We start from the raw sequence: 22,503 nt of genomic DNA on the forward strand, positions 1-22,503 counted from the left end.
TGTGATGGAGCAGCTGGTTAGAGTCGCCCCACCGGCCCCGGGCTATGGGGCCAAAACGAAAAAACGCCGCCACCGGGGTTCGCGTGGGCAAACCGGGTGGGCGACGTCTTTGTCGTAGAGGGGGCAACCGCCGTTGGTTACCTGTGGTGATTACATAGCAAGAGCTGAGCCAATGTTGGTGTGAGGTCAGCCCAACAACTCACTCATGGCAATAATCTGCTCCGCCACTTGAATCAGCTTCTGCTGCCGGCTCATGGCCTGGCGGCGCATTAGGGTGTAGGCCTCTTCCTCATTGCAGTCCTTCATTTTCATCAACAGGCCCTTGGCCAGTTCGATGCGTTTGCGTTCCGCCAGTTGCTGGTCACGGGCCTGCAACTGCGCGCGCAAGGCCTGGTCGCTCTCGAAGCGAGCCATCGCCACGTCGAGGATCGGTTGCAGGCGCTGGGCCTGGATGCCTTCGACGATATAGGCGCTGACCCCGGACTTGATCGCCTGACGCATAACGTCTGGGTCGTGCTCGTCGGTAAACATCACGATGGGGCGCGGCTGGTCGCGGCTGACCAGCACCACTTGCTCCATCACATCTCGGCCCGGTGACTCGGTATCGATCAGAATCACATCCGGGCGCACCGTTTCGACCCGTGCTGGCAGGTCGATGGTCAGGCCGGACTCGTCGATGACTTCAAAACCGGCTTCAGTCAGCGCCGCCTTGAGGCGTCCGACTTTGCGCGGGGTGTCGTTGATCAGCAGGATACGCAGCATAAGGTCTGGCTCCTGTTAGCGTCGAGCAAGCTGGACGGTGTTGTCGACCATGGCATGCAGGCGGAAGCTGCGGGCATAGCCGGCCGGGTCCGAGCCATCCCAGACCTTGCCGTCGATCAGCTGGCTGCTGCGCATTTCTTTATCCCCGGCCGTAATACCCGCCGCCGTGGCGGCTTCACGATAGAGCGCCAACTGCTGTACCTGACGGGCGATAACCAGGTAATCAGGGTCTTCGCGCAATAAGCCCCAGCGACGAAATTGGGTCATGAACCACATGCCATCGGACAGATAGGGCAGGTTGACCTCGCCGCCTGCGTGAAAGCGCAGGGCGTGGGCATCCTGCCAATGGTTGCCCAGACCGTCGTCGTAGTTACCCAGCAAGCGCGGTTCGATGCAATCGAGCGGTGCGTCCAGATATTCACGGGCACTTAGCAAGTGTGCGGTAGAGCGGCGGTTTTCAGGGCTTTGTTCGATAAAACGACTGGCCTCCAGAATAGCCATCACCAATACGCGGGCAGTATTGGGGTATTGCTCGACGAAGGCCTTGGTGCAGCCGAGGACTTTTTCCGGATGATCCGGCCAGATCGCCTGGGTGGTGGCCAGGGTAAAGCCCTGGTTCTGTTTTACCGCACTGGCGCACCAGGGCTCGCCCACGCAAAAACCGTCAATCCGTCCGGCTTGCAGGTGCGCGACCATTTGCGGCGGCGGTACCACCACACTATTGACGTCCTGCAGCGGATGAATGCCTTGGCTGGCGAGCCAGTAATACAGCCACATGGCGTGTGTACCTGTGGGAAAGGTCTGGGCGAAGGTGAGTTTTGTTCGGCTTTGGTGCACGTGGCGATCCAGTGCCTCAGGACTGGTCACCCCTTGTTGTTGCAAACCGTGAGACAGGTTGATGCTCTGGCCGTTCTGGTTCAGCCCCATCAACACGGCCATGTCGGTGGGCGCCACACCGCCGATGCCCAGGTGCACGGCATAGATCAGTCCATACAGGCTGTGGGCCGCGTCCAGTTCGCCGCTGACCAGTTTGTCCCGCAGGTTGGCCCAGGATGACTGGCGCTTGAGGTTCAGCGTCAGTCCATAAGGCTGGGCGAAGCCCTGGGTTGCGGCAACTACTACCGAGGCGCAATCGCTCAAGGCCATGAAGCCCAGGTTGAGGCTGCTCTTTTCCGGAGCATCGCTGCCGTTGACCCAGGCCAGTGGATCGCTCTTCTGGCTGTTGCCGACCGAATCATTCATCAACATCTACCTTTCATGACCTTCTTTCTCAAAAAAAGCGCCGTTCCTGCGGGCCGCTTGTGCAAGCAGCTCACGGGTAACGACGCCTTTGTCCTTGAGCCCGCTCCGTCGTTGGTGCGGGCTGCGATGACTTACGCAAAGCAAGGCACATGCCACGGCGCATGTTCGGGGGGGCTTGATCAACTTCCCATCAAGATTGCAGGTCGGAGGCCTTTCACTATGGCCGCTCCCTAATGCCAGGCCGCTCAGGAACCCCCGCGTGTACCTCGATCACTTTGCAGCAAAGATCTACAGCCGGCTCTCGGGTCGGCTTCCCTGATGTACCGCCTGACCGTATGCCTAGACTCGCGACGGTGGTTGCTCTGCTGCCTGCTGATGCTGGGCAGTGCGCCTGCCTTGGGCGAGGTTTATCAGGCGCATGATGAAAGCCTGCAGGCTTTTTTTACCGAGTTGTCAGTGCCATTGGGCCAACCCATCGTTGTCAGCAAGACGGCGTCTGGCAAACGAATCTCCGGGCAGTACGATTTCGATCCTGTGCAACGCACCCTTGAGGAAGTTGCCCTGCAGCAAGGGTTGATCTGGTACAGCGACGGTCAGGTGCTCTATCTCTACGACGTCAGCGAGGCAAAAAGCGCGGTGGTCAGCCTGCGGCACATCTCGGTCGACATGTTGCGTGCGTTCATGCGGCGGACGGGTCTCAGCGAGGCGCGTTATCCCCTTCGCGAGGGGGGCGCACGGATGTTTTATGTTTCCGGGCCACCCAACTACGTCGATCAGGTGCTGCGCCTGGCCCAGTTGATGGACAGGCAGCGTGCCGAGTTGCGCATGGGGCCTCAGAAAATCGGCGTGGTTCAGGTGCTTAATACCCATGTCGCCGATCGTCAGTACGACATGGGAAGTGAACAGATCACCGTGCCGGGAATGGCCACGATGATCGGAAAACTGCTGGCTACCGAGCAGAAGAATGTCGCCCCAGGTCGTTCGCTGCAGTCAGGGTTGCTGGCCGACAAAAACATTTCAGTGATGGCTTACCCGGACACCAACAGCCTGCTGATCAAGGGGATGCCTGCGCAAGTGCGCTTTTTAGAGAGTCTGGTGGCGGAGCTGGACGTGCCCAAGCGTTCGGTTGAGGTGTCGCTATGGCTGGTGGACGTGGATCGACATGAATTCGAGCAAATGGGCATGGCCCCGGACGGCGATGGCAAGGGGCCGGACACGCAGCGGCAAGTGAGTCGCGTGCTGGCGCCCGTTGAGGACCGCGCTTTCATGGCACGGGTTCAGGCACTGGAGCGTCGTCGGCGAGCAAGGGTGGTGGCGTTGCCGGTGATTCTGACCCAGGAGAATGTGCCGGCGGTTTTCCATGACAACCAGACCCTTTATCTGCCCCGATCTGCTGAGGACAGCGATGAGTGGCAGCCGATCAACCATGGCACACAGGTCAGCGTCCTGCCGCGCTTCGCCGAGGCGAACGAAATCGAGATGCTGCTCACCATTGAGGATGGCCGCCAGATAGGAAAGGTTGGTGGTCGCGATGGGGCATCGGCGGCGGTTGGGCGTGTAGGCATCAATACCGTCGTCCGTGTGGCCCAGGGCAAGCGCCTGTTGCTGGGCAGTTTTCGGCGTGATGGCGAGGCTGCAAAGCGTAGTGCCATGTTCGGTCGCTACGACGGGCCAATGACCAACAGTGTGCGTCTGTTTTTGATCCAGGCCCAGGCCGTGGGTGACGAACTTAAGACCGCGACCGGGCAGGGGAGTCCGCCGCCGCTGACGGCTGCTCAATACGAGCACGTACAAGGCACCTTCACTCGCTCGTTCGAGCAATGAAATCAGGCGCTTTTTTCACTGAATTTTTGAGCCGCGTTGAAGAACTGTGCAACCTCGTTCACCAATGACAGGTGCACTCGGAGAGCGCCTTCTGTGCGCTCGCTCCCAAGAAGGTCTACCGGGGTTGCGTGCTGCTTGTATCGAAACGTCTTACAGGTTGTGTCCAGAACTCCTTGAGTTTATGGGCTTTTGCCTACGGTGTTCCAGGGAGCAGGTTTCTATAGTCGCGTCATCCCTAGTGGGGCAATGCTGAAATTAAGGAGCCGTGAATGTCCGTAGGCAGGTGCAGAGGTTTGAATGGTCGGCGTGGTTGATGGTTTGACGTCCGTCTCTTTGGCTTTTGGGCACTGGACGCTACAGGGTGACGGCAGGCTGACAGGCGATGGCTCGGATATTCAATTGCCTCCCAAGGAATGGCATGTATTGCGCCTGTTGCTCGCCTCGGCGGGCGTGCTGGTCACCAAGGATCGTTTGCTGGAACGGGTCTGGCCCCATGGCGAAGTCGCTGAGGAGTCCCTGACCCGCTGTATCTATTCGTTGCGCAAGCACCTCAAGGACAACAAGGGATTTATCACGACGGTATATGGCAAGGGCTATCGCTTCAGCTGTCCGGTAGTGGTGGTTGACGTGCCTGGCCAAACACTTGCTGGTCCTGGCATCGCCATTCACGTGTGCTCTGCCTGTGGGCAGGAGAGTAATTGGGGCGGTCTGACATGAAGAGGGCCTGGAGCAAGGTTATGCTGCTGGTTGCTCTGGCCGTGTCGAGTCAGGCTAAGGCTTACTGCTGGACCGAAGCTGCGAGCCAATATGATATAGAACCGGAGTTGTTGCAGGCCATTGCTGCCGTAGAGTCCGGTTATCGAGCCGAGGCCATGAATTACAGCAACAACAATGGCTCCCGTGATATTGGCCTGATGCAGATCAACAGCATTCATCTACCGCGCCTGCTCAAGCAAGGCATCACCGAACAGCGGTTACTGGGTGAGCCTTGCCTGTCGGTAGAAGTGGCGGCCTCCATTCTCGCTGACTTTATCAAGCAGTTTGGCTACAACTGGACGGCGGTGGGCTCCTACAATGTCGGCGCTGGGGAGGGCGCTCACCGGGAGGCGCTGCGGCTTCGTTATGCGCAAAAAATCTGGACGCGCTACGAAGAGTTGATGGCCGCGCGTAACGGATGATCGTGCTACCTGTGCGCCTCGCCTCGCGCGCACCCCGTCACCCCGGCTATAATCGGCGCCACCTTCCGCCGCCATCCGAGTCAAGCCCGCCCATGTATACCCTGGCCCGCCAGCTGTTGTTCAAACTTTCTCCGGAAACCTCCCACGATCTGTCCCTGGACCTGATCGGTGCCGGTGGCCGCCTGGGGCTCAATGGCCTGGTGTGCAAGGCGCCGACGAAGATGCCGGTCTCGGTGATGGGGCTCGACTTCCCCAACCCGGTAGGGCTGGCCGCAGGCCTGGACAAAAACGGTGCGGCCATCGACGGCTTTGCCCAGTTGGGGTTTGGTTTCGTCGAAATCGGCACCGTCACGCCTCGGCCGCAGCCGGGTAACCCCAAACCACGGATTTTCCGCCTGCCGGAAGCCGAGGCGATCATCAATCGCATGGGCTTCAATAACCTTGGCGTTGATCACCTGCTGTCGCGGGTTCAAGCCGCGAAGTACAAGGGTATCCTGGGTATCAATATCGGCAAGAACTTCGATACGCCCGTGGAACGTGCCGTGGATGACTACCTGATCTGCCTGGACAAGGTTTACGCCCATGCCAGCTATGTCACGGTCAATGTCAGTTCGCCCAATACTCCGGGCTTGCGCAGCCTGCAATTCGGTGACGCTCTCAAGCAACTGCTCGAAGCCTTGCGCCAGCGTCAGGAAGACCTGGCCGTGCGTCATGGCAAACGGGTGCCATTGGCGATCAAGATCGCTCCGGACATGAGTGACGAAGAAACCGTACTGGTGGCCCAGGCCCTGCTGGAATCGGGGATGGACGCGGTGATCGCCACCAACACCACCCTGAGCCGCGTCGGTGTCGAAGGCCTGGCCCACGGTGATGAGGCCGGTGGGCTTTCCGGTGCGCCGGTGCGCGACCAAAGTACCCATATCGTCAAGGTGCTGGCGGCCGAACTGGCGGGGCGGTTGCCGATCATTGCTGTCGGCGGCATCACCGAAGGCAAGCACGCCGCTGAGAAAATTGCTGCTGGCGCGAGCCTTGTGCAGCTGTATTCCGGTTTTATCTACAAGGGGCCGGCACTGATTCGCCAGTCAGTGGATGCGATCGCAGCATTACCACGAAACTGAAGGCATAAAAAAGGGCTCCTCGAAGGAGCCCTTGGGCCGAAGCCCGCCGCCCTGATGGGGCGTGCGTGGTTAAGTCGTTACATATTCAAGGTGGTGTCGGAATTAAGTGCCCTGATTAGCCGACGGCGTGAAGTTCGTTGAGCCTGTGGATCCCCGCAGTGCCGGTCATACCGTCCCAGTTGTCGCCACGTCCTTCTCGCCAGCCGTTGATCCAGGCTTGGCGTACCGACGGTAGAGTAAATGGGCAAAGCTCACGGGATTTGCCATGAACGCCATACTGATATCCGCGTAAAAATGCTCTTTCCAACGGATCACGCTTAAGTCTTCTCATAGGGTGTTTCCCTCACTTGTTGACTGTCTTGATATCCTTCAACCTCGTCTGAGGCCGGGCAGAGTTTTTCTGCCGTTGGTGCGCTCGCTGCCGGCGTGGCGAGCTAAGTGTTGGCACCGTGGCGGCGCCAACCTGTATTGAGTTCTAACCAATAGGTCACACGGATTCAATGATCGTTTTGTCATAAGGACGTAACGATAATGATGCTATGGCCATAAGCTGGGATGGCTTTTCGCCCCTTTTCCAGGCCAAAGCCAGCTATGATGTGCCCTGCAAAGAGGATGGGTTTAATCCTTTAGTGAGAATGTCCACCTGTTGCAGTCGGTTGTTATTCGACGAAGGGTAAGAATATTTCTTTTTGTTGCATCAAATACATGATCTGCCCCGTCAATATAGGCTCAAAGGGCCTGCAGCCGGGGTGGGACGGCACATTCGTGCCACACGAGCGCTCTTCAAGAAAAGCGCTTGATTGAAAACTGAACCGGCGATGCGTCGCCTGTTTACTTATTGCTGAAAAGCCTGGAATTCCCATGTCGGATCGTTACGAAATCTTCCTCACTTGCCCCAAGGGCCTTGAAGGCTTGCTGATCGAGGAAGCCGTCGGGCTTGGCCTTGAGGAGGCTCGCGAGCACACCTCAGCCGTGCGCGGCATGGCCGACATGGAGACTGCTTATCGCCTGTGCCTCTGGTCCCGTCTGGCCAACCGCGTGTTGCTGGTGCTCAAGCGCTTCCCGATGAAAGACGCCGAGGACCTTTACTACGGCGTACTGGATATCGAGTGGGGAGACCACATGCTTGCTGATGGCACCCTGGCGGTGGAGTTCAGCGGCCATGGCTCGGGCATCGACAACACCCACTTCGGCGCGCTGAAGGTCAAGGATGCGATTGTCGACAAGCTGCGCACCCCGACCGGCGAACGTCCGTCCATCGACAAGATCAACCCGGACCTGCGTATTCACCTGCGCCTGGACCGTGGCGAAGCGATTCTCTCTCTTGACCTGTCCGGCCACAGCCTGCACCAGCGCGGTTACCGCCTGCAGCAGGGCGCCGCGCCGCTGAAAGAAAACCTGGCAGCAGCGATCCTGATCCGCTCCGGCTGGCCGCGCATTGCCGCCGAAGGCGGAGCGCTGACTGACCCGATGTGCGGCGTCGGTACCTTCCTGGTGGAAGGCGCGATGATCGCCGCCGACATGGCCCCCAACCTCAACCGTGAGTTGTGGGGCTTCACCGCCTGGCTCGGCCACGTCCCAGCCCTGTGGAAGAAACTTCATACAGAGGCCAGCGAGCGTGCTGCCATCGGCATGGCCAAGCCACCGCTCTGGATTCGCGGTTACGAGGCTGACCCACGCTTGATGCAGCCGGCTCGTAACAATATCGAACGTGCTGGCCTGAGCCACTGGATCAAGGTTTATCAGGGTGAAGTCGCTACCTTCGAGCCGCGCCCGGACCAGAACCAGAAAGGGTTGGTGATCTGTAACCCGCCCTACGGCGAGCGTCTGGGTGATGAAGCTAGCCTGTTGTACCTTTATCAGAACCTCGGTGAACGCTTGCGTCAGGCCTGTTTGGGTTGGGAAGCGGCGGTGTTCACCGGCGCGCCGGACCTGGGCAAGCGCATGGGTATTCGCAGCCACAAACAGTATTCATTCTGGAACGGCGCCTTGCCGTGCAAGTTGCTGCTGATCAAGGTCACCCCGGACCAGTTCGTCACCGGCGAGCGCCGTACTCCGGAACAACGCCAGGCCGAGCGGGATCAAGCTGCCTACGATCAGGCGCCGACCGAGCCGCAAGAGCGCCAGTACAACAAGAACGGTAATCCGATCAAGCCAGTGCCAGCACCGGCTCCGGTCGTTGAGCAGGCGCGCTTGAGCGAAGGCGGGCAGATGTTCGCCAACCGTTTGCAGAAGAACCTGAAGTTGCTCGGCAAATGGGCCAAGCGCGAAGGCGTTGATTGCTACCGTGTGTACGATGCCGACATGCCGGAATACTCCATGGCCATCGACCTGTACCACGATTGGGTCCACGTCCAGGAATACGTCGCGCCCAAGTCCATCGACCCGGAAAAAGCCTCTGCGCGGATGTTCGATGCACTGGCGGCCATTCCCCAAGCGCTGGGCATCGACAAGAATCGCGTGGTGGTCAAGCGTCGCGAACGTCAAAGTGGCACTAAGCAGTACGAGCGCCAGAGTGCCCAGGGCAAGTTCACCGAAGTCAGCGAAGGCGGGGTGAAGCTGCTGGTCAACCTGACCGATTACCTGGACACCGGCCTGTTCCTCGACCACCGCCCTATGCGCATGCGCATCCAGAAAGAGGCCGCAGGCAAACGCTTCCTCAACCTGTATTGCTACACCGCCACTGCCAGTGTGCACGCGGCCAAGGGCGGTGCGCGCACCACCACCAGCGTCGACTTGTCGAAAACCTATCTGGACTGGGCGCGTCGCAACCTCTCGCTCAACGGTTTCTCCGACAAGAACCGCCTGGAGCAGGGTGACGTGATGGCCTGGCTGGAAGCCAGTCGCGATGAGTTCGACATGATCTTCATTGACCCGCCGACCTTCTCAAACTCCAAGCGCATGGAAGGTATCTTCGACGTACAACGCGACCACGTGCAGTTGCTCGACCTGGCCATGGCTCGCCTGGCGCCAGGTGGTGTGCTGTATTTCTCCAACAACTTCCGCAAGTTCCAGTTGGAGGAGAACCTCATCGAGCGTTATGCCGTCGAGGAAATCAGCGATAAAACCATCGATCCGGATTTTGCGCGCAATGCCAAGATCCACCGTGCCTGGAAAATCACCGCACGTTGATCGACCCTGAAGCCGCGAGCCTGGATTATTCCAAGCTCGCGGCTTTTTTGCGCTGGTCAAAACAGGACTCGGTGGTTATAACTTAACTCCTAGCCAAAATGACGCCCTTGCACGCTGGCGTTCTGAGTTTTGCTTATGCCGTTGCATGCCGTCCGCCCGAAAATTCTTGGCTTTATCAGCGAGCAGGCGTCGGCGTGGCTGGTGGCATTGGTTGTGCTGCTGGTGGGGCTGGCGCTCACAGCTGTGGTGGCGTGGGCTGCATCCAATCTCTATCAGCAACAGGTTCGCCAGCAATTTAAGTTGCTGGTCAGCGAGCGCTACAGCCGCCTGGACGAGCGCTTCGAAGACCAAGAGCAACGCCTCGACAGCCTGCGCCGCTTTTTCGTCAACTCTCATAATGTCTCCCGCGAAGAGTTCGATGGCTTCGCCCAGCCGTTGCTGCTGCGTGCGCGTGCCTATTCCTGGGCGCCGCGGATTTTTCGCGATCAGCGCTCCGGGTTTGAGCAAAAGGTTACCCGGCAGCGGGGTGCGGGTTTCGCCATTCGTGAGTTGAGCGTGGCCGGCACGTTGGTCCCAGCGACCGAACGGGACGAATATGTGCCGGTGTTGTACAGCCAGACCCAGAGTCTCCTTGGCTCGCCCCTGGGGTTTGATCTGCTGGCCCAGCCTTTGCGACGTTCGGTGGTCGAGCGTGCGCAACGTTCCGGCACCATCGCCGTGTCGCAACCCATGCAGTTGGTGGGCGTGGAGCCGGCCTACGCGATGGGTGTGCTGCTGGTGGCGCCGGTGAGTGCACCGGTCACCGCCCAAATGCCCTCCAGTGAACCGTATGGCTACGTGATGGCGGTGATCAGCATGCGCCAACTGGTAGCCGACGGATTGCCCAAGGCGGATCGAGACAACCTGGTGATGCGGATTGTCGACACTTCTGACACGCAACAGCGGGTATTGTATGAATCGAACAATGCCGTGGGGGATGGCAATCTGGAGGCGATCCGCCGTCTGACCCTGGGCGACCATGTCTACGCCTTGAGCCTGCGCCCCAGCCAGGTATTCGAGCGGGCCACCCATTCCTCGGCAATCAGCATCCTGACAATGGGCAGTCTGCTCAGCCTGCTGCTCAGCGCCTTGCTCTACGTGCTGGTCAGCCAGCGTCAGCGGGCGTTGAAACTGGTACAGCAACGTACCGGCGAGTTGCGCCAGCGTGAGCACGAGCTGCGCGATGCCCACGGCCAATTGCGCAGCGTGCTCAATGCAGCAACTCAGGTGGCGATTATTGCCACTGACCTGCGCGGCGTCATCACTACCTTCAACGCCGGGGCCGAGCAAATGTTGGGGTATGAGGCCGCGCAGGTGCTCAATCATCTGACCATTGAGAGCCTGCACCTGGCGCCCGAGTTGGAAGTCCGCGCCACCCAGTTGAGCCAGGCGCTCGGAAAGCGGATCGTGCCGAGTCAGGCGATGCTGGTGGAAGGCGCTGACAGCCTGCACGAATCCCGCGAGTGGACCCTGGTGCGCAAGGATGGCAGTCAACTGACGGTGAATATGCTGGCGACGGCATTGCTTGATGACCATGGGTTGTGGATCGGCCACCTGGCGATTTGCCTAGATGTGACTGAGCAAAAGCGCGTCTATGAGGCGCTGGCGGCACGCGATCGCTTGCTGAAGAAACTCAGTGCCCATGTGCCCGGCGGGATTTTCCAGTTCGCCCTGGAGCCCAACGACAACTGGCGATTTATCTACGTCAGTGATGGTATTCGCGACATCTATGAAATTGATCCGGGGTTATTGCAGCAAGATGCAAAGCTAGTCTTCGAACGCCTTCATCCCCAGGATGCCGAACGGGTTCGTGCCTCCATCCGGTTGTCAGCGCTGCAAATGAGCCATTGGCGCGAAGAGTATCGGGTGCAGTTGCCGCGCCGGGGCCTGCGCTGGATTCGTGGCGAGGCCACCCCGGAAGAGTTGCCGGGCGGTGGCACACTGTGGCATGGCTATGTATCGGATATTTCCGACCTCAAACGCGTGGAGGAAGAGTTGCGGGCGCTGTCCATCACCGACTCTCTTACGGGTATCCATAACCGCCGTTACTTCCAGGACCGCCTGAAGGCCGAGATGGTCAGGGTCGAACGCACTGCGGGAACGTTGGCGGTGATCATGCTGGATATCGATCACTTCAAGCGTATCAATGACCAGTATGGTCATGCGGTAGGCGATGAGGTGCTGCAGGAGTTATGTCGGCGCATCAGTCTGCGCTTGCGTCGCAGTGACGTATTTTGTCGCCTGGGAGGCGAGGAGTTCATGGTGCTGTGCCCCAGCACTGATGGCGCCCAGGCCTACAGCCTGGCCCTTGAGTTGTGGCAAGCGCTGCGCCGTGTGCCCATGGCCCGCGTCGGCACGGTGACGGCGAGCTTTGGGGTTGCCAGTTGGCGGGTCGATGAAGGGATTGATGGCTTGCTGTTGCGCGCGGATTCGGGCGTGTATGCGGCCAAACAGGCGGGCAGGGATCGTGTGGAAGCCGAGCGGTTGCCGGCTTGAAGTCAAGGATCGCCCTGTAGCGAGCGAGCTTGCCCGCTCGCCACAATAAGCCCGCTCACCACAATTACAGTATCGGTGCGATGGCCGCCAACTTAGGCTGGCGATACAGGTCCAGTAGCACCTGATCCAGCACCGACGAAGCGCCCCACGGCCTCGGATCGTTGAGGATTGCCACCACTGCCCAGGTATTGCCATTGTTGTCGCGGCTGAAGCCGGCAATCGCCCGGACGGTGTTCAGGGTCCCTGTCTTGACGTGGGCTTCACCGCGCAGTGCGGTGGTCTTCAGGCGTTTGCGCATGGTGCCGTCGGTGCCGGCAATCGGCATCGAGCTGATGAACTCCGCCGAATACGGGCTTCTCCAGGCCGCCTGCAGCAAGGTCGCCATCTCGCGAGCGCTGACCCGTTCGGCGCGGGACAGGCCAGAACCGTTTTCCATCACCAGGTGCGGCGCAGTGATGCCTTTCTTCGCCAGCCACTGGCGCACCACGCGTTGGGCGGCCTTGGCATCGTCGCCATCGGCATCGTTGCGGTATTGCGCGCCGAGGCTGAGGAACAATTGCTGGGCCATGGTGTTGTTACTGTATTTGTTGATGTCGCGGATAATCTCCGCCAGGTCCGGGGAGAACGCGCGGGCCAGGACCTTGGCGTCTTTCGGTACCGGGGCGAGTACGTCGCGGCCCTGGATACTGCCTCCCAGCTCCTTCCAGATCGCCCGCACGGCGCCGGCGGTGTAGGTAGCGTGATCCAGTAATGACAGATAAGTCTGCGAGCTGCAGCCATCGCCCAACTGACCGCTGACTGTCACGGTGACGCTGCCGTCGGTGGCGGTCACCGGGTTGTAGCGCACGTCACCGGTGCACTGCTTGGTGCTGGCCACTTTCACCTGGTTATCGATGCGAATGCTGGCAATCGGCGGTTCCACCGAGATCAGCACCTTGCCCGAATCGTTGCGGGCGACAAAACGCAGGGCCTTGAGGTTGACCAGCAGGGCGTCAGGCTTGACCAGGAAAGGCTTGTTGGCGTCATTGCCGTCGTCATTGAACTCCGGCAATTGCGGCTGGACGAAAAAGTTGCGGTCCAGCACCAGGTCGCCAGTGACTTGCTGCACGCCATTGGCCCGCAGGTCGCGCATCAGCAGCCAGAGTTTTTCCATGTTCAGCTTGGGATCGCCACCGCCCTTGAGGTACAGGTTGCCACGCAATATGCCGCCACTGAGGGTGCCGTCGGTGTAGAACTCGGTTTTCCACTGGTGGTTGGGGCCGAGCATTTCGAGGGCGGCGTAGGTGGTGACCAACTTCATGGTCGAGGCCGGGTTGACCGATACGTCGGCGTTGAACACCGTTGCGGTGCCAGGGCCGTTGAGGGGAATCATCACCAGGGACAGCGCATTGTTTTGCAGCTTGGCCTTCTGGAGGGCTTCCTGGACCTTGGGGGGCAGGGTGGTATTGATCGGTGCGGCGCAAACGGAAAAGGCCAAGGGAAGCAGAAAGCCAGCCAGTAACAAGGGACGTAAAGATTTGATCATAAGAAATAAACCCTACTGCGAGGAGGGTGAAAAAAGCGAGGGCATGTGAACGAAAATCCCTCAGTGGTCATGAAAGTGTCGGCATTATGCCCCAAGGTGGAGTCACTTGTGCCTGAACGATAGCTGCTAATCACTGATTTTTTTACCAGTGGTACGCCACCGGTCCCAGAGAGACGGGCAAACCCCTGCTTAAACTGCTAAAGTGCCGCCCGTTATTACTTATGAGGATTGTTCCATGGCGACTAACCGTTCCCAGCGTCTGCGCAAAAAACTGTGCGTTGATGAATATCAAGAGCTGGGTTTCGAGCTGAACCTGGATTTCAAAGAAGGTTTGGACGACAAGGCTATCGACGCTTTCCTCGACGCATTCCTGAAAGAAGCGATGGAGGCCAACGGCCTCGGCTATGTTGGCGGCGATGACTACGGTCTGGTTTGCCTGCAGAAGCGTGGTTCGGTCAGCGAAGAACAGCGTGTTGCTGTTGAAGCCTGGCTCAAGGGCCGTAGCGAGCTGACCAGCGTTGAAGCCAGCCCGTTGCTGGACGTCTGGTACCCGGAAAAGCCGATCAATCCGGTAGCCTGATGTCATGAGACAGCGACCCGCCCGGGTCGCTGTTTCGTTTCAGGGTAGAAAGGATCAGGCCTTGCGCCAGTTCAGAATCACCAGCGTCAACACCCCCGCAACAATCCCCCAGAACGCCGAACCGATGGAAAACAACGTCAACCCCGACGCTGTGACCATAAAGGTGATCAGCGCTGCTTCCCGTTCCTTCGGCTCATTCATGGCAATGCTCAGGCCATTGATGATCGAGCCAAACAACGCCAATGCCGCAATCGACAGCACCAGTTCCTTTGGCAGCGCTGCGAACAATGCCGCCAGCGTTGCGCCAAACACCCCGGCAATCCCGTAGAAAATCCCACACCAGACCGCTGCGGTGTAACGCTTGTTGCGATCTTCGTGGGCATGGGGCCCGGTGCAGATGGCTGCGCTGATCGCTGCCAGGTTGATGCCGTGGGAGCCGAACGGTGCCAGCACCAGCGAGGCGAGCCCGGTGGTGGTGATCAGCGGCGAGGCCGGCACGTTATAGCCATCGGCCCGCAGTACGGCGATGCCAGGCATGTTTTGCGAGGTCATAGCCACCACGAACAGCGGAATGCCGATACTGATGGTCGCGGCCAGGGAAAAGTGTGGCGTGGTCCACACCGGCGTAGCCACTTCCAGGCTGAAACCGCTGAAATCCAGCAGGCCCATCAGGCCAGATAATGCCGTGCCAATCAGCAGCGCCGCCAGCACTGCATAACGCGGCGACAGGCGCTTGATGATCAGGTAAGTGAAAAACATCCCCAGCACCAGGGCGGTACGGTGTTGCGCCGCGACGAAAATCTCGCTGCCGATCTTGAACAAAATTCCCGCCAGCAAGGCCGCCGCCAGGGAGGCCGGAATGCGTTTGACCAGCTTTTCAAAACTGCCGGTGAGTCCGCAGATCGTCACCAACACTGCGCAGGTGATGTAGGCGCCAATGGCTTCGCCGTACGTCACGCCGCCAAGGCTGGTGATCAGCAGCGCCGCGCCGGGCGTCGACCAGGCGATGGTGATTGGCGTGCGGTAGCGCAGGGACAGACCGATGCTGCACACCGCCATGCCGATGGAAATCGCCCAGATCCACGACGAAATCTGCGCCGTGGTCAGGCCGGCGGCCTGGCCAGCCTGGAACATCAGCACCAGAGAGCTGGTGTAGCCGGTCATCATGGCAATGAAGCCGGCGACAATGGCCGAAGGCGAGGTATCGGCCAGTGGGCGCAAAGGCGCCTGGAGGACGTCGGACATGGGGCGGTGTTCCTTTATGCCTGGGAAGCGGTTTGTAGAAGCAAGCTCGCTCCTGCAAGGAAAAATTGCGGACTCAAGCCTAAACTCAAACGTAACGACTCATTGCAATACAGACGGCCGCGTAAACAGCCGTACAGTGTGTTGGCGCATTGGGTTGTGTACAATGTGCGCTGTTTTTAGGTGATACTTGCCAGCGAACCTTTGTTGTCGTATTACCGTTAATTCGCCGCCGTTCTCCCTACCCGAGTGCCCATGAACGAACAGTTGCAGCCCCTCAAGAAACAACCGCGAGCTGGCAAGGCCGGTCGCAGTGGAACCCAGGATGATATCGTCTACGCGCATATTTTCGAGGCTATCCTCGAACAACGCCTGGCGCCCGGTACCAAATTGAGTGAAGAAGCACTGGGCGAAATCTTCGGCGTCAGCCGCACCATCATTCGCCGCGCGCTGTCGCGTCTGGCCCATGAAGGCGTGGTGCTGCTGCGGCCCAATCGCGGTGCGGTGGTCGCAAGTCCAAGTGTTGATGAGGCGCGACAGGTATTCCTGGCCCGGCGTCTGGTAGAAAAGGCAATCACTGAACTGGCGGTGCAGCACGCCACGGCCGAGGAGTTGGCCCAGTTGCGGCAGATGGTCAACGACGAGCGCGACAGCTTTTCCCGCGGTGATCGTGGTGCCGGTATCCGTCTTTCAGGCGAGTTCCACTTGAAACTGGCCGAGGCGGCGAAGAATGCACCGTTGATTAGCTTCCAGCGCAGCCTGGTGTCCCAGACGTCGCTGATCATCGCCCAGTATGAAAGCGGCAACCGTTCGCACTGTTCCTACGATGAACACACCCAACTGATCGATGCCATCCAAGCGCGGGATGCGATATTGGCCGTGAACCTGATGATGCATCACATGGATCACATAGACAGCAAGCTCAACCTCGACGAGGAGAGCGCGTCGGATGATCTGCATGCGGTGTTCTCGCATTTGTTGCAGACCAAGAAGCCAGGGCGCTCGTCCGTAAAATTGTAAATCCGATCAAAAATGTGGGAGCGGGCTTGCTCCCACATTTGGTTTGTGGTGTCTGCTAAATCAACGCTGATGCACCAGTTGTCCCGCCGCATAGGTCTGCAACACCGCCCGATCATCCCCCAGCGTCATCAATACAAACAGCGTCTCGGCAATGGTATTGGCCTGCTTCAGGCGATAGCTGAGCAGCGGCGTGGCGTTGTAGTCCAGCACCAAAAAGTCTGCATCGGTGCCCGGTTGCAAGGTGCCGATCTTGTCATCCAGCCGCAGTGCCCGCGCACCGCCCAAGGTCGCCAGGTACAACGACTTGAACGGACTCAACCGCGCCCCTTGCAACTGCATCACCTTGTACGCCTCGTTCAGCGTCTGCAGCAGCGAGAAACTGGTGCCGCCGCCCACATCGGTACCCAGGCCGACATTCAGCTTGTGCTTCTCGGCCATCGGCAGATTGAACAAGCCGCTACCGAGGAAGAGGTTCGAGGTCGGGCAGAACGCTACCGCTGAACCCGCCTGCGCCAGCCGCGCACATTCGTCGTCGCACAAGTGCACACCGTGGGCGAACACCGAGCGCTCTCCTAGCAGTTTGTAATGGTCGTACACATCCAGATAACCGTTGCGCTCCGGGAATAGCTCCTTGACCCATTCGACCTCTTGCAGGTTTTCACTGATGTGAGTCTGCATGTACAAATCTGGATATTCCCCCAGTAACTGGCCGGCCAGTGTCAGTTGCTCAGGCGTACTGGTTGGTGCGAAACGTGGCGTCACCGCGTAGTGCAAACGGCCTTTGCCATGCCAGCGCTCGATCAGCGCCTTGCTTTCCTGGTAGCCGGATTCGGCCGTGTCGGTCAGATAGTCCGGCGCATTGCGGTCCATCATTACCTTGCCGGCGATCATTCGCAGGTCGAGTTTCTCGGCAGCTTCAAAAAACGAGTTCACTGATTGCGGGTGCACGCTGCCGAATACCAGGGCGGTGGTGGTGCCGTTGCGCAGCAGCTCCTTGATGAAAATATCCGCGACTTCTTCGGCATGGGCCTTGTCGGCGAATTGGCTTTCGCAAGGGAAAGTGTAGGTGTTGAGCCAATCCAGCAACTGCTCGCCATAGGCGCCGACCATGCCGGTTTGTGGCAGGTGGATATGGGTGTCGATCAGGCCGGGGGTGATCAGCGCGTCCTGATAATGGGTGACTTCGATATCGGCGGGCAGGCTGGCGAGCAATTCGCTGGCATGGCCCAGGGCGCTGATCTGGCCGTTGTCGATGACCAGCAGGCCGTCTTCAAAATACTCATAGGAGGCGTCGATGCCCACTTCAGCGGGATCGGCGATGCTGTGCAGAATGGCGGCACGGTAGGCTTTGCGAGTCAAAGGCATGGTCGTCTCAATTTGTGGCTTTTTAATTAGCAGCATGGCTGCGGCGCGAGGCCGGCAGCAGTTTTGCAATGGGTTCGGCACTGGCAGTGTGCTGGCCGAAATTGGCGTTATAGGTGGCGATGATTTCGCCGGCGATGGAGATGGCGATTTCCACAGGCAATTTGCCTTTGACCTCGCCCAGACCCATCGGGCAGCGCATGCGTTGTAGTTGCGCGGTGTCAAAGCCACGATCGCGCAGGCGATGTTCAAATTTGACCCGTTTGGTCTTCGAGCCGATCAGACCGAAGTAGGCAAAGTCATTGCGCTTGAGCAGGGCAGCGGTCAGCTCCAGGTCGAGTTGGTGATTGTGGGTCATGACGATGCAGTAACTGCCCACAGGCAGGGTGTCGATTTCATCCACAGGCTCTTCGGCGACGATTTTACGCACGCCCAGGGGGATGTGCTCCGGGAATTCCTGCTCCCGCGAATCAATCCAGCGCACCCGGCACGGCAGGCTGGCCAGCAGCGGCACCAGGGCGCGGCCGACATGCCCGGCGCCGAATACGGCGATTTGCGCCTGCACCTGGCCCATGGGTTCAAACAGCAGCACGGTCACGCCGCCGCAGCATTGGCCCAGGCTGGCGCCGAGGCTGAAGCGCTCCAGATGGGTGTTCTGCTGGCCACGGGTGAGCATGTCCCGGCCGATCTGCATCGCCTTGTATTCCAGGTGGCCGCCGCCGATGGTGTCAAAGGTCTGGGCTGCGCTGATGACCATCTTCGAGCCGGCATTGCGCGGCGTCGAGCCGAGTTCTTCGATGATGGTCACCAGCACGCAAGGCTCACCCTGGTGTTGCAGGTCGGCGAGGGCGCTGATCCAGTTGTTCATGGTCACCTCCGTTCAGAGCGAAGCCAATTCGGTTTCAGTTTCCACAGCCTTCGCTGCCTTTAACTGGCGCATCTGCTCACACCCCCACAACACCCGCTCCGGCGTTGCCGGTGCATCAATCTTCGGCTGATGGCGGTAGTCACCGAGGCTCGCTACGGCATCCTTTATCGCACACCAGGACGCAATGCCGAGCATGAACGGCGGCTCCCCCACGGCCTTGGAGTGAAACACCGTGTCTTCCGGGTTCTTGCGGTTTTCCACCAGTTTTACTCGCAGGTCCAGCGGCATGTCCGCCACCGCCGGAATCTTGTAGCTTGCCGGGCCGTTGGTCATCAGCTTGCCTTTGTTATTCCAGACAAGCTCTTCCATCGTCAGCCAGCCCATGCCCTGGATAAAACCGCCTTCCACCTGGCCGATGTCGATGGCCGGGTTCAGCGAAGCGCCGACATCATGAAGGATGTCGGTGCGCAGCATTTTGTATTCACCGGTCAGGGTATCGACGATCACCTCGCAACAGGCCGCGCCGAACGCGTAGTAATAGAACGGCCGACCCCGCGCCTGGCTGCGATCGTAGAAGATTTTTGGGGTCTTGTAGAATCCGGTGCTGGACAGCGACACCTGGCCGAAATACGCCTGTTGGATCAGCGTTTCGAAGGTGAGGATATGCTCGCGCACCCGGACATGCCCGTTGTGGAATTCGACGTCCGCCTCACTGACTTCATACTTGCGCGCGGCAAATTCCACCAGCCGTTGTTTGATGATTTCGGCGGCGTTCTGTGCGGCCTTGCCATTCAGGTCGGTACCGCTGGAGGCAGCGGTAGGCGAGGTGTTTGGCACCTTGTCGGTATTGGTGGCGGTGATCTGTACTCGGTCAATGTCGACCTGGAATACCTCGGCCACCACTTGCGCGACCTTGGTGTTCAAACCCTGGCCCATCTCGGTGCCGCCGTGGTTCAGGTGGATGCTGCCGTCGGTGTAGATGTGGATCAAGGCGCCTGCCTGGTTGAGGAAGCTGGCGGTGAACGAAATGCCGAATTTTACTGGCGTGAGTGCGAGGCCTTTTTTCAGGATCGGGCTGTCTGCGTTGTAGCGGCGGATCGCTTCGCGGCGCTCAAGGTATTGGCTGCTGGCCTCCAGTTCCGCAGTCATCTCTTCGAGCATATTGTGCTCGACAGTCTGGTAGTAGTGGGTGACGTTGCGCTCGGTCTTGCCGTAGTAGTTGACCTTGCGCACCGCCAGCGGGTCGAGGGCCAGATGGCGAGCGATGGCGTCCATCACTTCTTCAATGGCGACCATGCCCTGTGGGCCGCCGAACCCGCGATAAGCTGTATTGGAGGCGGTGTTGGTCTTGCAACGATGGCCGTTGATGGTGGCGTCGCCCAGGTAATATGAGTTGTCGGCGTGGAACATGGCACGGTCGACAATCGACGCCGACAGGTCCGGCGAGCAACCGCAGTTGCCGGCCAGTTCCAGCTGGATGCCGTGTAGGCGGCCGCGGTCGTCGAAACCCACGTCGTATTCGATATAGAAGGGGTGGCGCTTACCGGTCATCAGCATGTCTTCGACCCGGGGCAGGCGCATCTTGGTCGGCTGGCCGGTGAGGTGTGCGACCACCGCGCACAGGCACGCCGGGCTGGCGGCCTGGGTTTCCTTGCCGCCGAAACCGCCACCCATGCGGCGCATGTCGACCACGATCTTGTTCATCGACACGTCCAGCACTTCGGCCACCAGCTTCTGCACTTCGGTGGGGTTTTGCGTGGAGCAGTAGACGATCATGCCGCCGTCTTCGGTGGGCATCACCGAGGAAATCTGGGTTTCCAGGTAGAAGTGTTCCTGGCCGCCGATGTGCAGCGAGCCTTGAATGCGGTGTTCGGCAGTGGCCAAGGCGCCGGCTGAATCGCCGCGCTGGTGAGTGTGGCTGTCCAGTACAAAATGGCGTTTGCGCAGGGCTTCTACCACGTCCAGCACCGGCTCCAGGTCTTCGTATTCGATGATCGCGGCCATGGCCGCCTTGCGCGCAGTTTCCAGGTCGCGAGCAGCGACAGCCAGCACCGGTTGTCCAACGAATTGCACATCATCAATCGCCAGCAGCGGGTCGCCGGGCAGTAGCGGGCCGATGTCTTTCAGGCCCGGTACATCTTTGTGGGTGATGACGATGCGCACGCCTTCGAAGGCGTAGCAGGGCGCGGTGTTGATGCTGATGATTCTGGCGTGGGCGCGGTCGGAAAGGCGCGCATACAGGTGCAACTGATTGGGGAATTCCAGGCGGTCATCAATGTACTGCGCTTCGCCCGAGACGTGCTTGGCAGCGCTGTCGTGCTTGACGCTGCGGCCGACTCCGGTGGTTAGGTCCTTGGCAAACAGTTCGGCGAGTTCAGCTTGGGATTTTTCCACGGCGTGATGGTTAGACATAAGCGGTCACCCGAGTCTCGATGTGCGGCGTTTGCAGTTCGATGAAGTATTTGCGCAGCAGGTTTTGTGCGCTGAGCAGGCGGTATTCCTTGCTGGCGCGAAAGTCCGACAGCGGGGTGAAATCCTCGGCCAGGGCCGAGCAGGCTTTTTCCAGCGTCGCCGAACTCCATACGGAGCCGATCAATACGGTCTCACAGTTTTTTGCCCGTTTTGGGGTGGCTGCCATGCCGCCAAAGGCGACCCGGGCATCGGCGATCACACCGTTATCAATGCGCAGGTTAAAGGCGGCGCACACGGCGGAAATATCATCGTCCAGGCGTTTGGAGACCTTGTAGGCGCGAAACAGCTGCTCGGTGCTGGCGCGAGGCACGATGATCTTCTCGATGAATTCGCTGTCCTGGCGCGCGGTGACCCGGTAGTCGATGAAGTAGTCTTCCAGGGCCAGGGTACGGCGGGTCTCGCCCTTGCACAGTACGATCTGCGCACCGAGGGCGATCAGCAGTGGTGGCGAGTCACCGATGGGCGAGGCGTTGCCGATGTTGCCGCCCAGAGTGCCTTGGTTGCGGATTTGCAGGGAGGCGAAGCGGTGCAACAGTTCGCCGAAGTCGGGGTATTCATTATTCAGTGCGCTATAGCAGTCGGACAGCGACGTTGCCGCGCCGATTTCCAGGCGGTCGTCGAAGGTCTCGATGCGTTTCATTTCTTCAATATTGCCGACGTAGATCATCACCGGCAGCACACGGTGGAACTGGGTGACTTCCAGCGCCAGGTCGGTACCGCCAGCCAGCAGGCGGGCTTGCGGGTAGGCGTCGTAGAGGTCGGCCAAATCGGCGACGGTCAGCGGTACCAGGCAGCGTTTGTCGCCGCAGTTCAATTCACCGGTCTGGGTCGGAGCAATGCTCTTGAGGCGGGCGATGGTCTCGGCTTGGCGGCTGTCGAACTGGTCCTGGGGCTTGTTGCAGCAGGCTTGTTTGGCGGCGGCGAGAATGGGGCGATAGCCGGTGCAACGGCACAGGTTGCCAGCGAGAGCTTCGTTAGCCTTCTGGCTGTCGGGGGCGTCGCTGTTCTTTTGCAGCGCGAACAGTGACATCACAAAGCCGGGGGTGCAGAAGCCGCATTGCGAGCCGTGGCATTCGACCATGGCTTTTTGCACGCTGTGCAACTGGCCCTGGTGCTTGAGGTCTTCGACGCTGATCAGTTGTTTGCCATGCAGGGACGAGACAAAGGTCAGGCATGAGTTGAGACTGCGATAACGAATCTGCTCGGTGCCCCGGTCATCGGTGTGCAACTCGCCGACCACCACGGTACAGGCGCCACAGTCGCCGCTTGCGCAGCCTTCCTTGGTACCGGATTTGCCCAGGTGCTCACGCAGGTAGTTGAGCACAGTCAGGTTCGGGTCCAGGGCATGCTCGCTACGGAGCTCCTGGTTTAGTAAAAACTGGATCACGGAAGGCCTCGCAGACTCATTATTGTTGTTAACCGCTTTGCGCCGAATCTAGTCATGTCTGACTTTTCGGTCAACGATTTTCTGACCGTAAGGTCAAGAAAATGCGATTTCAACCTGTTTAATTATGGTCCAGATCTCTGGAGCCGCCGTTTTTGGGAGCTTCTGGGCTTTAACGATTGCTTATTTCATGCCAAATTCGGATCGGTGGGCCCTGCGCCATTAGCAGGCATTTGCGCTACACTGCCGCGCTTGTCTC

Annotated in this window: 17 protein-coding genes; 8 read left to right on the forward strand and 9 right to left on the reverse strand. The window is 59.5% G+C overall.

From position 1 onward, the window contains the following. Positions 1-186 precede the first annotated feature (186 nt). Together AAEZ06_RS12570 and AAEZ06_RS12575 are read right to left on the reverse strand one after the other, a co-directional pair. Complete coding sequence (locus tag AAEZ06_RS12570; protein WP_149412024.1) at positions 187-762, reverse strand: ANTAR domain-containing response regulator; 576 nt, start codon at positions 760-762, stop codon at positions 187-189. Positions 763-777: 15 nt separating this feature from the next. Then, positions 778-2,004 (reverse strand): CmpA/NrtA family ABC transporter substrate-binding protein, encoded by a 1,227-nt coding sequence (locus AAEZ06_RS12575; protein ID WP_149412023.1) that lies wholly within the window; start codon positions 2,002-2,004, stop codon positions 778-780. Positions 2,005-2,322: 318 nt separating this feature from the next. On the opposite strand from AAEZ06_RS12575, the gene sctC reads away from it, so the two are divergent. The 4 genes from sctC to AAEZ06_RS12595 all read left to right on the forward strand — a co-directional run bounded on the left by sctC (position 2,323) and on the right by AAEZ06_RS12595 (position 6,124). Then, positions 2,323-3,828, forward strand: a complete 1,506-nt coding sequence (gene sctC, locus AAEZ06_RS12580; RefSeq protein WP_350614513.1) for a type III secretion system outer membrane ring subunit SctC — start codon at positions 2,323-2,325, stop codon at positions 3,826-3,828. A 297-nt stretch (positions 3,829-4,125) separates the two neighbouring features. Further along, positions 4,126-4,545 (forward strand): winged helix-turn-helix domain-containing protein, encoded by a 420-nt coding sequence (locus AAEZ06_RS12585; RefSeq protein ID WP_149412021.1) that lies wholly within the window; start codon positions 4,126-4,128, stop codon positions 4,543-4,545. Continuing rightward, positions 4,542-5,006 carry a transglycosylase SLT domain-containing protein gene (locus tag AAEZ06_RS12590; protein WP_149412020.1) on the forward strand — a complete coding sequence of 155 codons (465 nt, stop codon included), beginning with the start codon at positions 4,542-4,544 and terminating at the stop codon, positions 5,004-5,006. Before AAEZ06_RS12585 ends, AAEZ06_RS12590 begins: the two co-directional genes overlap by 4 nt. A gap of 92 nt (positions 5,007-5,098) precedes the next feature. Continuing rightward, on the forward strand, positions 5,099-6,124 hold the full coding sequence (locus AAEZ06_RS12595; RefSeq protein WP_149412019.1) for a quinone-dependent dihydroorotate dehydrogenase: 1,026 nt from the start codon (positions 5,099-5,101) through the stop codon (positions 6,122-6,124). 115 nt (positions 6,125-6,239) lie between these two features. On the opposite strand, the gene rmf is transcribed toward AAEZ06_RS12595, so the two are convergent. Next, positions 6,240-6,455 (reverse strand): ribosome modulation factor, encoded by a 216-nt coding sequence (gene rmf / locus AAEZ06_RS12600; RefSeq protein WP_002553055.1) that lies wholly within the window; start codon positions 6,453-6,455, stop codon positions 6,240-6,242. Between the two features lie 530 nt (positions 6,456-6,985). Between rmf and rlmKL the strand changes: the two genes are divergently transcribed. Together rlmKL and AAEZ06_RS12610 are read left to right on the forward strand one after the other, a co-directional pair. Beyond that, a complete protein-coding gene (rlmKL, locus tag AAEZ06_RS12605; RefSeq protein ID WP_350614516.1) occupies positions 6,986-9,256 on the forward strand; it encodes a bifunctional 23S rRNA (guanine(2069)-N(7))-methyltransferase RlmK/23S rRNA (guanine(2445)-N(2))-methyltransferase RlmL in 2,271 nt (756 codons plus the stop codon). Positions 9,257-9,391: 135 nt separating this feature from the next. After that, positions 9,392-11,791 (forward strand): sensor domain-containing diguanylate cyclase, encoded by a 2,400-nt coding sequence (locus AAEZ06_RS12610; RefSeq protein WP_350614518.1) that lies wholly within the window; start codon positions 9,392-9,394, stop codon positions 11,789-11,791. A gap of 64 nt (positions 11,792-11,855) precedes the next feature. Here AAEZ06_RS12610 and dacB read toward each other — a convergent pair whose 3' ends face one another. Next, on the reverse strand, positions 11,856-13,316 hold the full coding sequence (dacB, locus tag AAEZ06_RS12615; RefSeq protein ID WP_149493975.1) for a D-alanyl-D-alanine carboxypeptidase/D-alanyl-D-alanine endopeptidase: 1,461 nt from the start codon (positions 13,314-13,316) through the stop codon (positions 11,856-11,858). 235 nt (positions 13,317-13,551) lie between these two features. Between dacB and AAEZ06_RS12620 the strand changes: the two genes are divergently transcribed. Then, positions 13,552-13,896 (forward strand): YggL family protein, encoded by a 345-nt coding sequence (locus tag AAEZ06_RS12620; RefSeq protein WP_133101662.1) that lies wholly within the window; start codon positions 13,552-13,554, stop codon positions 13,894-13,896. 54 nt (positions 13,897-13,950) lie between these two features. Here the strand turns inward: AAEZ06_RS12620 and AAEZ06_RS12625 are convergent, their stop codons facing one another. After that, on the reverse strand, positions 13,951-15,141 hold the full coding sequence (locus AAEZ06_RS12625) for a benzoate/H(+) symporter BenE family transporter (protein ID WP_350614521.1): 1,191 nt from the start codon (positions 15,139-15,141) through the stop codon (positions 13,951-13,953). Positions 15,142-15,393: 252 nt separating this feature from the next. Here AAEZ06_RS12625 and AAEZ06_RS12630 point away from each other — a divergent pair, with 252 nt between their 5' ends. Continuing rightward, positions 15,394-16,158: a GntR family transcriptional regulator gene (locus tag AAEZ06_RS12630; protein ID WP_149412844.1), complete on the forward strand. Its 765-nt coding sequence runs from the start codon at positions 15,394-15,396 to the stop codon at positions 16,156-16,158. A gap of 60 nt (positions 16,159-16,218) precedes the next feature. Here AAEZ06_RS12630 and guaD read toward each other — a convergent pair whose 3' ends face one another. The 4 genes from guaD to xdhA are packed head-to-tail and all read right to left on the reverse strand — an operon-like array spanning position 16,219 to position 22,247. Then, positions 16,219-17,523: a guanine deaminase gene (gene guaD / locus AAEZ06_RS12635; protein WP_350614523.1), complete on the reverse strand. Its 1,305-nt coding sequence runs from the start codon at positions 17,521-17,523 to the stop codon at positions 16,219-16,221. 22 nt (positions 17,524-17,545) lie between these two features. Then, positions 17,546-18,388 carry a xanthine dehydrogenase accessory protein XdhC gene (xdhC, locus tag AAEZ06_RS12640; RefSeq protein ID WP_149412846.1) on the reverse strand — a complete coding sequence of 281 codons (843 nt, stop codon included), beginning with the start codon at positions 18,386-18,388 and terminating at the stop codon, positions 17,546-17,548. A gap of 12 nt (positions 18,389-18,400) precedes the next feature. Continuing rightward, entirely contained in the window at positions 18,401-20,800 is a 2,400-nt protein-coding gene (gene xdhB / locus AAEZ06_RS12645; RefSeq protein ID WP_149412847.1) for a xanthine dehydrogenase molybdopterin binding subunit, read from the reverse strand. Then, positions 20,793-22,247, reverse strand: coding sequence for a xanthine dehydrogenase small subunit (gene xdhA / locus AAEZ06_RS12650; protein ID WP_350614526.1), 1,455 nt, complete (start codon positions 22,245-22,247; stop codon positions 20,793-20,795). Before xdhA ends, xdhB begins: the two co-directional genes overlap by 8 nt. Between the last annotated feature and the right edge of the window lie 256 nt (positions 22,248-22,503).

The sequence above is a fragment of the Pseudomonas sp. HY7a-MNA-CIBAN-0227 genome, assembly GCF_040310325.1.
Taxonomy (GTDB): Bacteria; Pseudomonadota; Gammaproteobacteria; order Pseudomonadales; family Pseudomonadaceae; genus Aquipseudomonas.

Bases quoted from the DNA above. Each gene is read 5' to 3' on its own strand.
- AAEZ06_RS12570 (WP_149412024.1), bottom strand. From the start codon at position 762: ATGCTGCGTATCCTGCTGATCAACGACACCCCGCGCAAAGTCGGACGC.
- AAEZ06_RS12575 (WP_149412023.1), bottom strand. From the start codon at position 2,004: ATGAATGATTCGGTCGGCAACAGCCAGAAGAGCGATCCACTGGCCTGG.
- sctC (WP_350614513.1), top strand. From the start codon at position 2,323: ATGTACCGCCTGACCGTATGCCTAGACTCGCGACGGTGGTTGCTCTGC.
- AAEZ06_RS12585 (WP_149412021.1), top strand. From the start codon at position 4,126: ATGGTCGGCGTGGTTGATGGTTTGACGTCCGTCTCTTTGGCTTTTGGG.
- AAEZ06_RS12590 (WP_149412020.1), top strand. From the start codon at position 4,542: ATGAAGAGGGCCTGGAGCAAGGTTATGCTGCTGGTTGCTCTGGCCGTG.
- AAEZ06_RS12595 (WP_149412019.1), top strand. From the start codon at position 5,099: ATGTATACCCTGGCCCGCCAGCTGTTGTTCAAACTTTCTCCGGAAACC.
- rmf (WP_002553055.1), bottom strand. From the start codon at position 6,455: ATGAGAAGACTTAAGCGTGATCCGTTGGAAAGAGCATTTTTACGCGGA.
- rlmKL (WP_350614516.1), top strand. From the start codon at position 6,986: ATGTCGGATCGTTACGAAATCTTCCTCACTTGCCCCAAGGGCCTTGAA.
- AAEZ06_RS12610 (WP_350614518.1), top strand. From the start codon at position 9,392: ATGCCGTTGCATGCCGTCCGCCCGAAAATTCTTGGCTTTATCAGCGAG.
- dacB (WP_149493975.1), bottom strand. From the start codon at position 13,316: ATGATCAAATCTTTACGTCCCTTGTTACTGGCTGGCTTTCTGCTTCCC.
- AAEZ06_RS12620 (WP_133101662.1), top strand. From the start codon at position 13,552: ATGGCGACTAACCGTTCCCAGCGTCTGCGCAAAAAACTGTGCGTTGAT.
- AAEZ06_RS12625 (WP_350614521.1), bottom strand. From the start codon at position 15,141: ATGTCCGACGTCCTCCAGGCGCCTTTGCGCCCACTGGCCGATACCTCG.
- AAEZ06_RS12630 (WP_149412844.1), top strand. From the start codon at position 15,394: ATGAACGAACAGTTGCAGCCCCTCAAGAAACAACCGCGAGCTGGCAAG.
- guaD (WP_350614523.1), bottom strand. From the start codon at position 17,523: ATGCCTTTGACTCGCAAAGCCTACCGTGCCGCCATTCTGCACAGCATC.
- xdhC (WP_149412846.1), bottom strand. From the start codon at position 18,388: ATGAACAACTGGATCAGCGCCCTCGCCGACCTGCAACACCAGGGTGAG.
- xdhB (WP_149412847.1), bottom strand. From the start codon at position 20,800: ATGTCTAACCATCACGCCGTGGAAAAATCCCAAGCTGAACTCGCCGAA.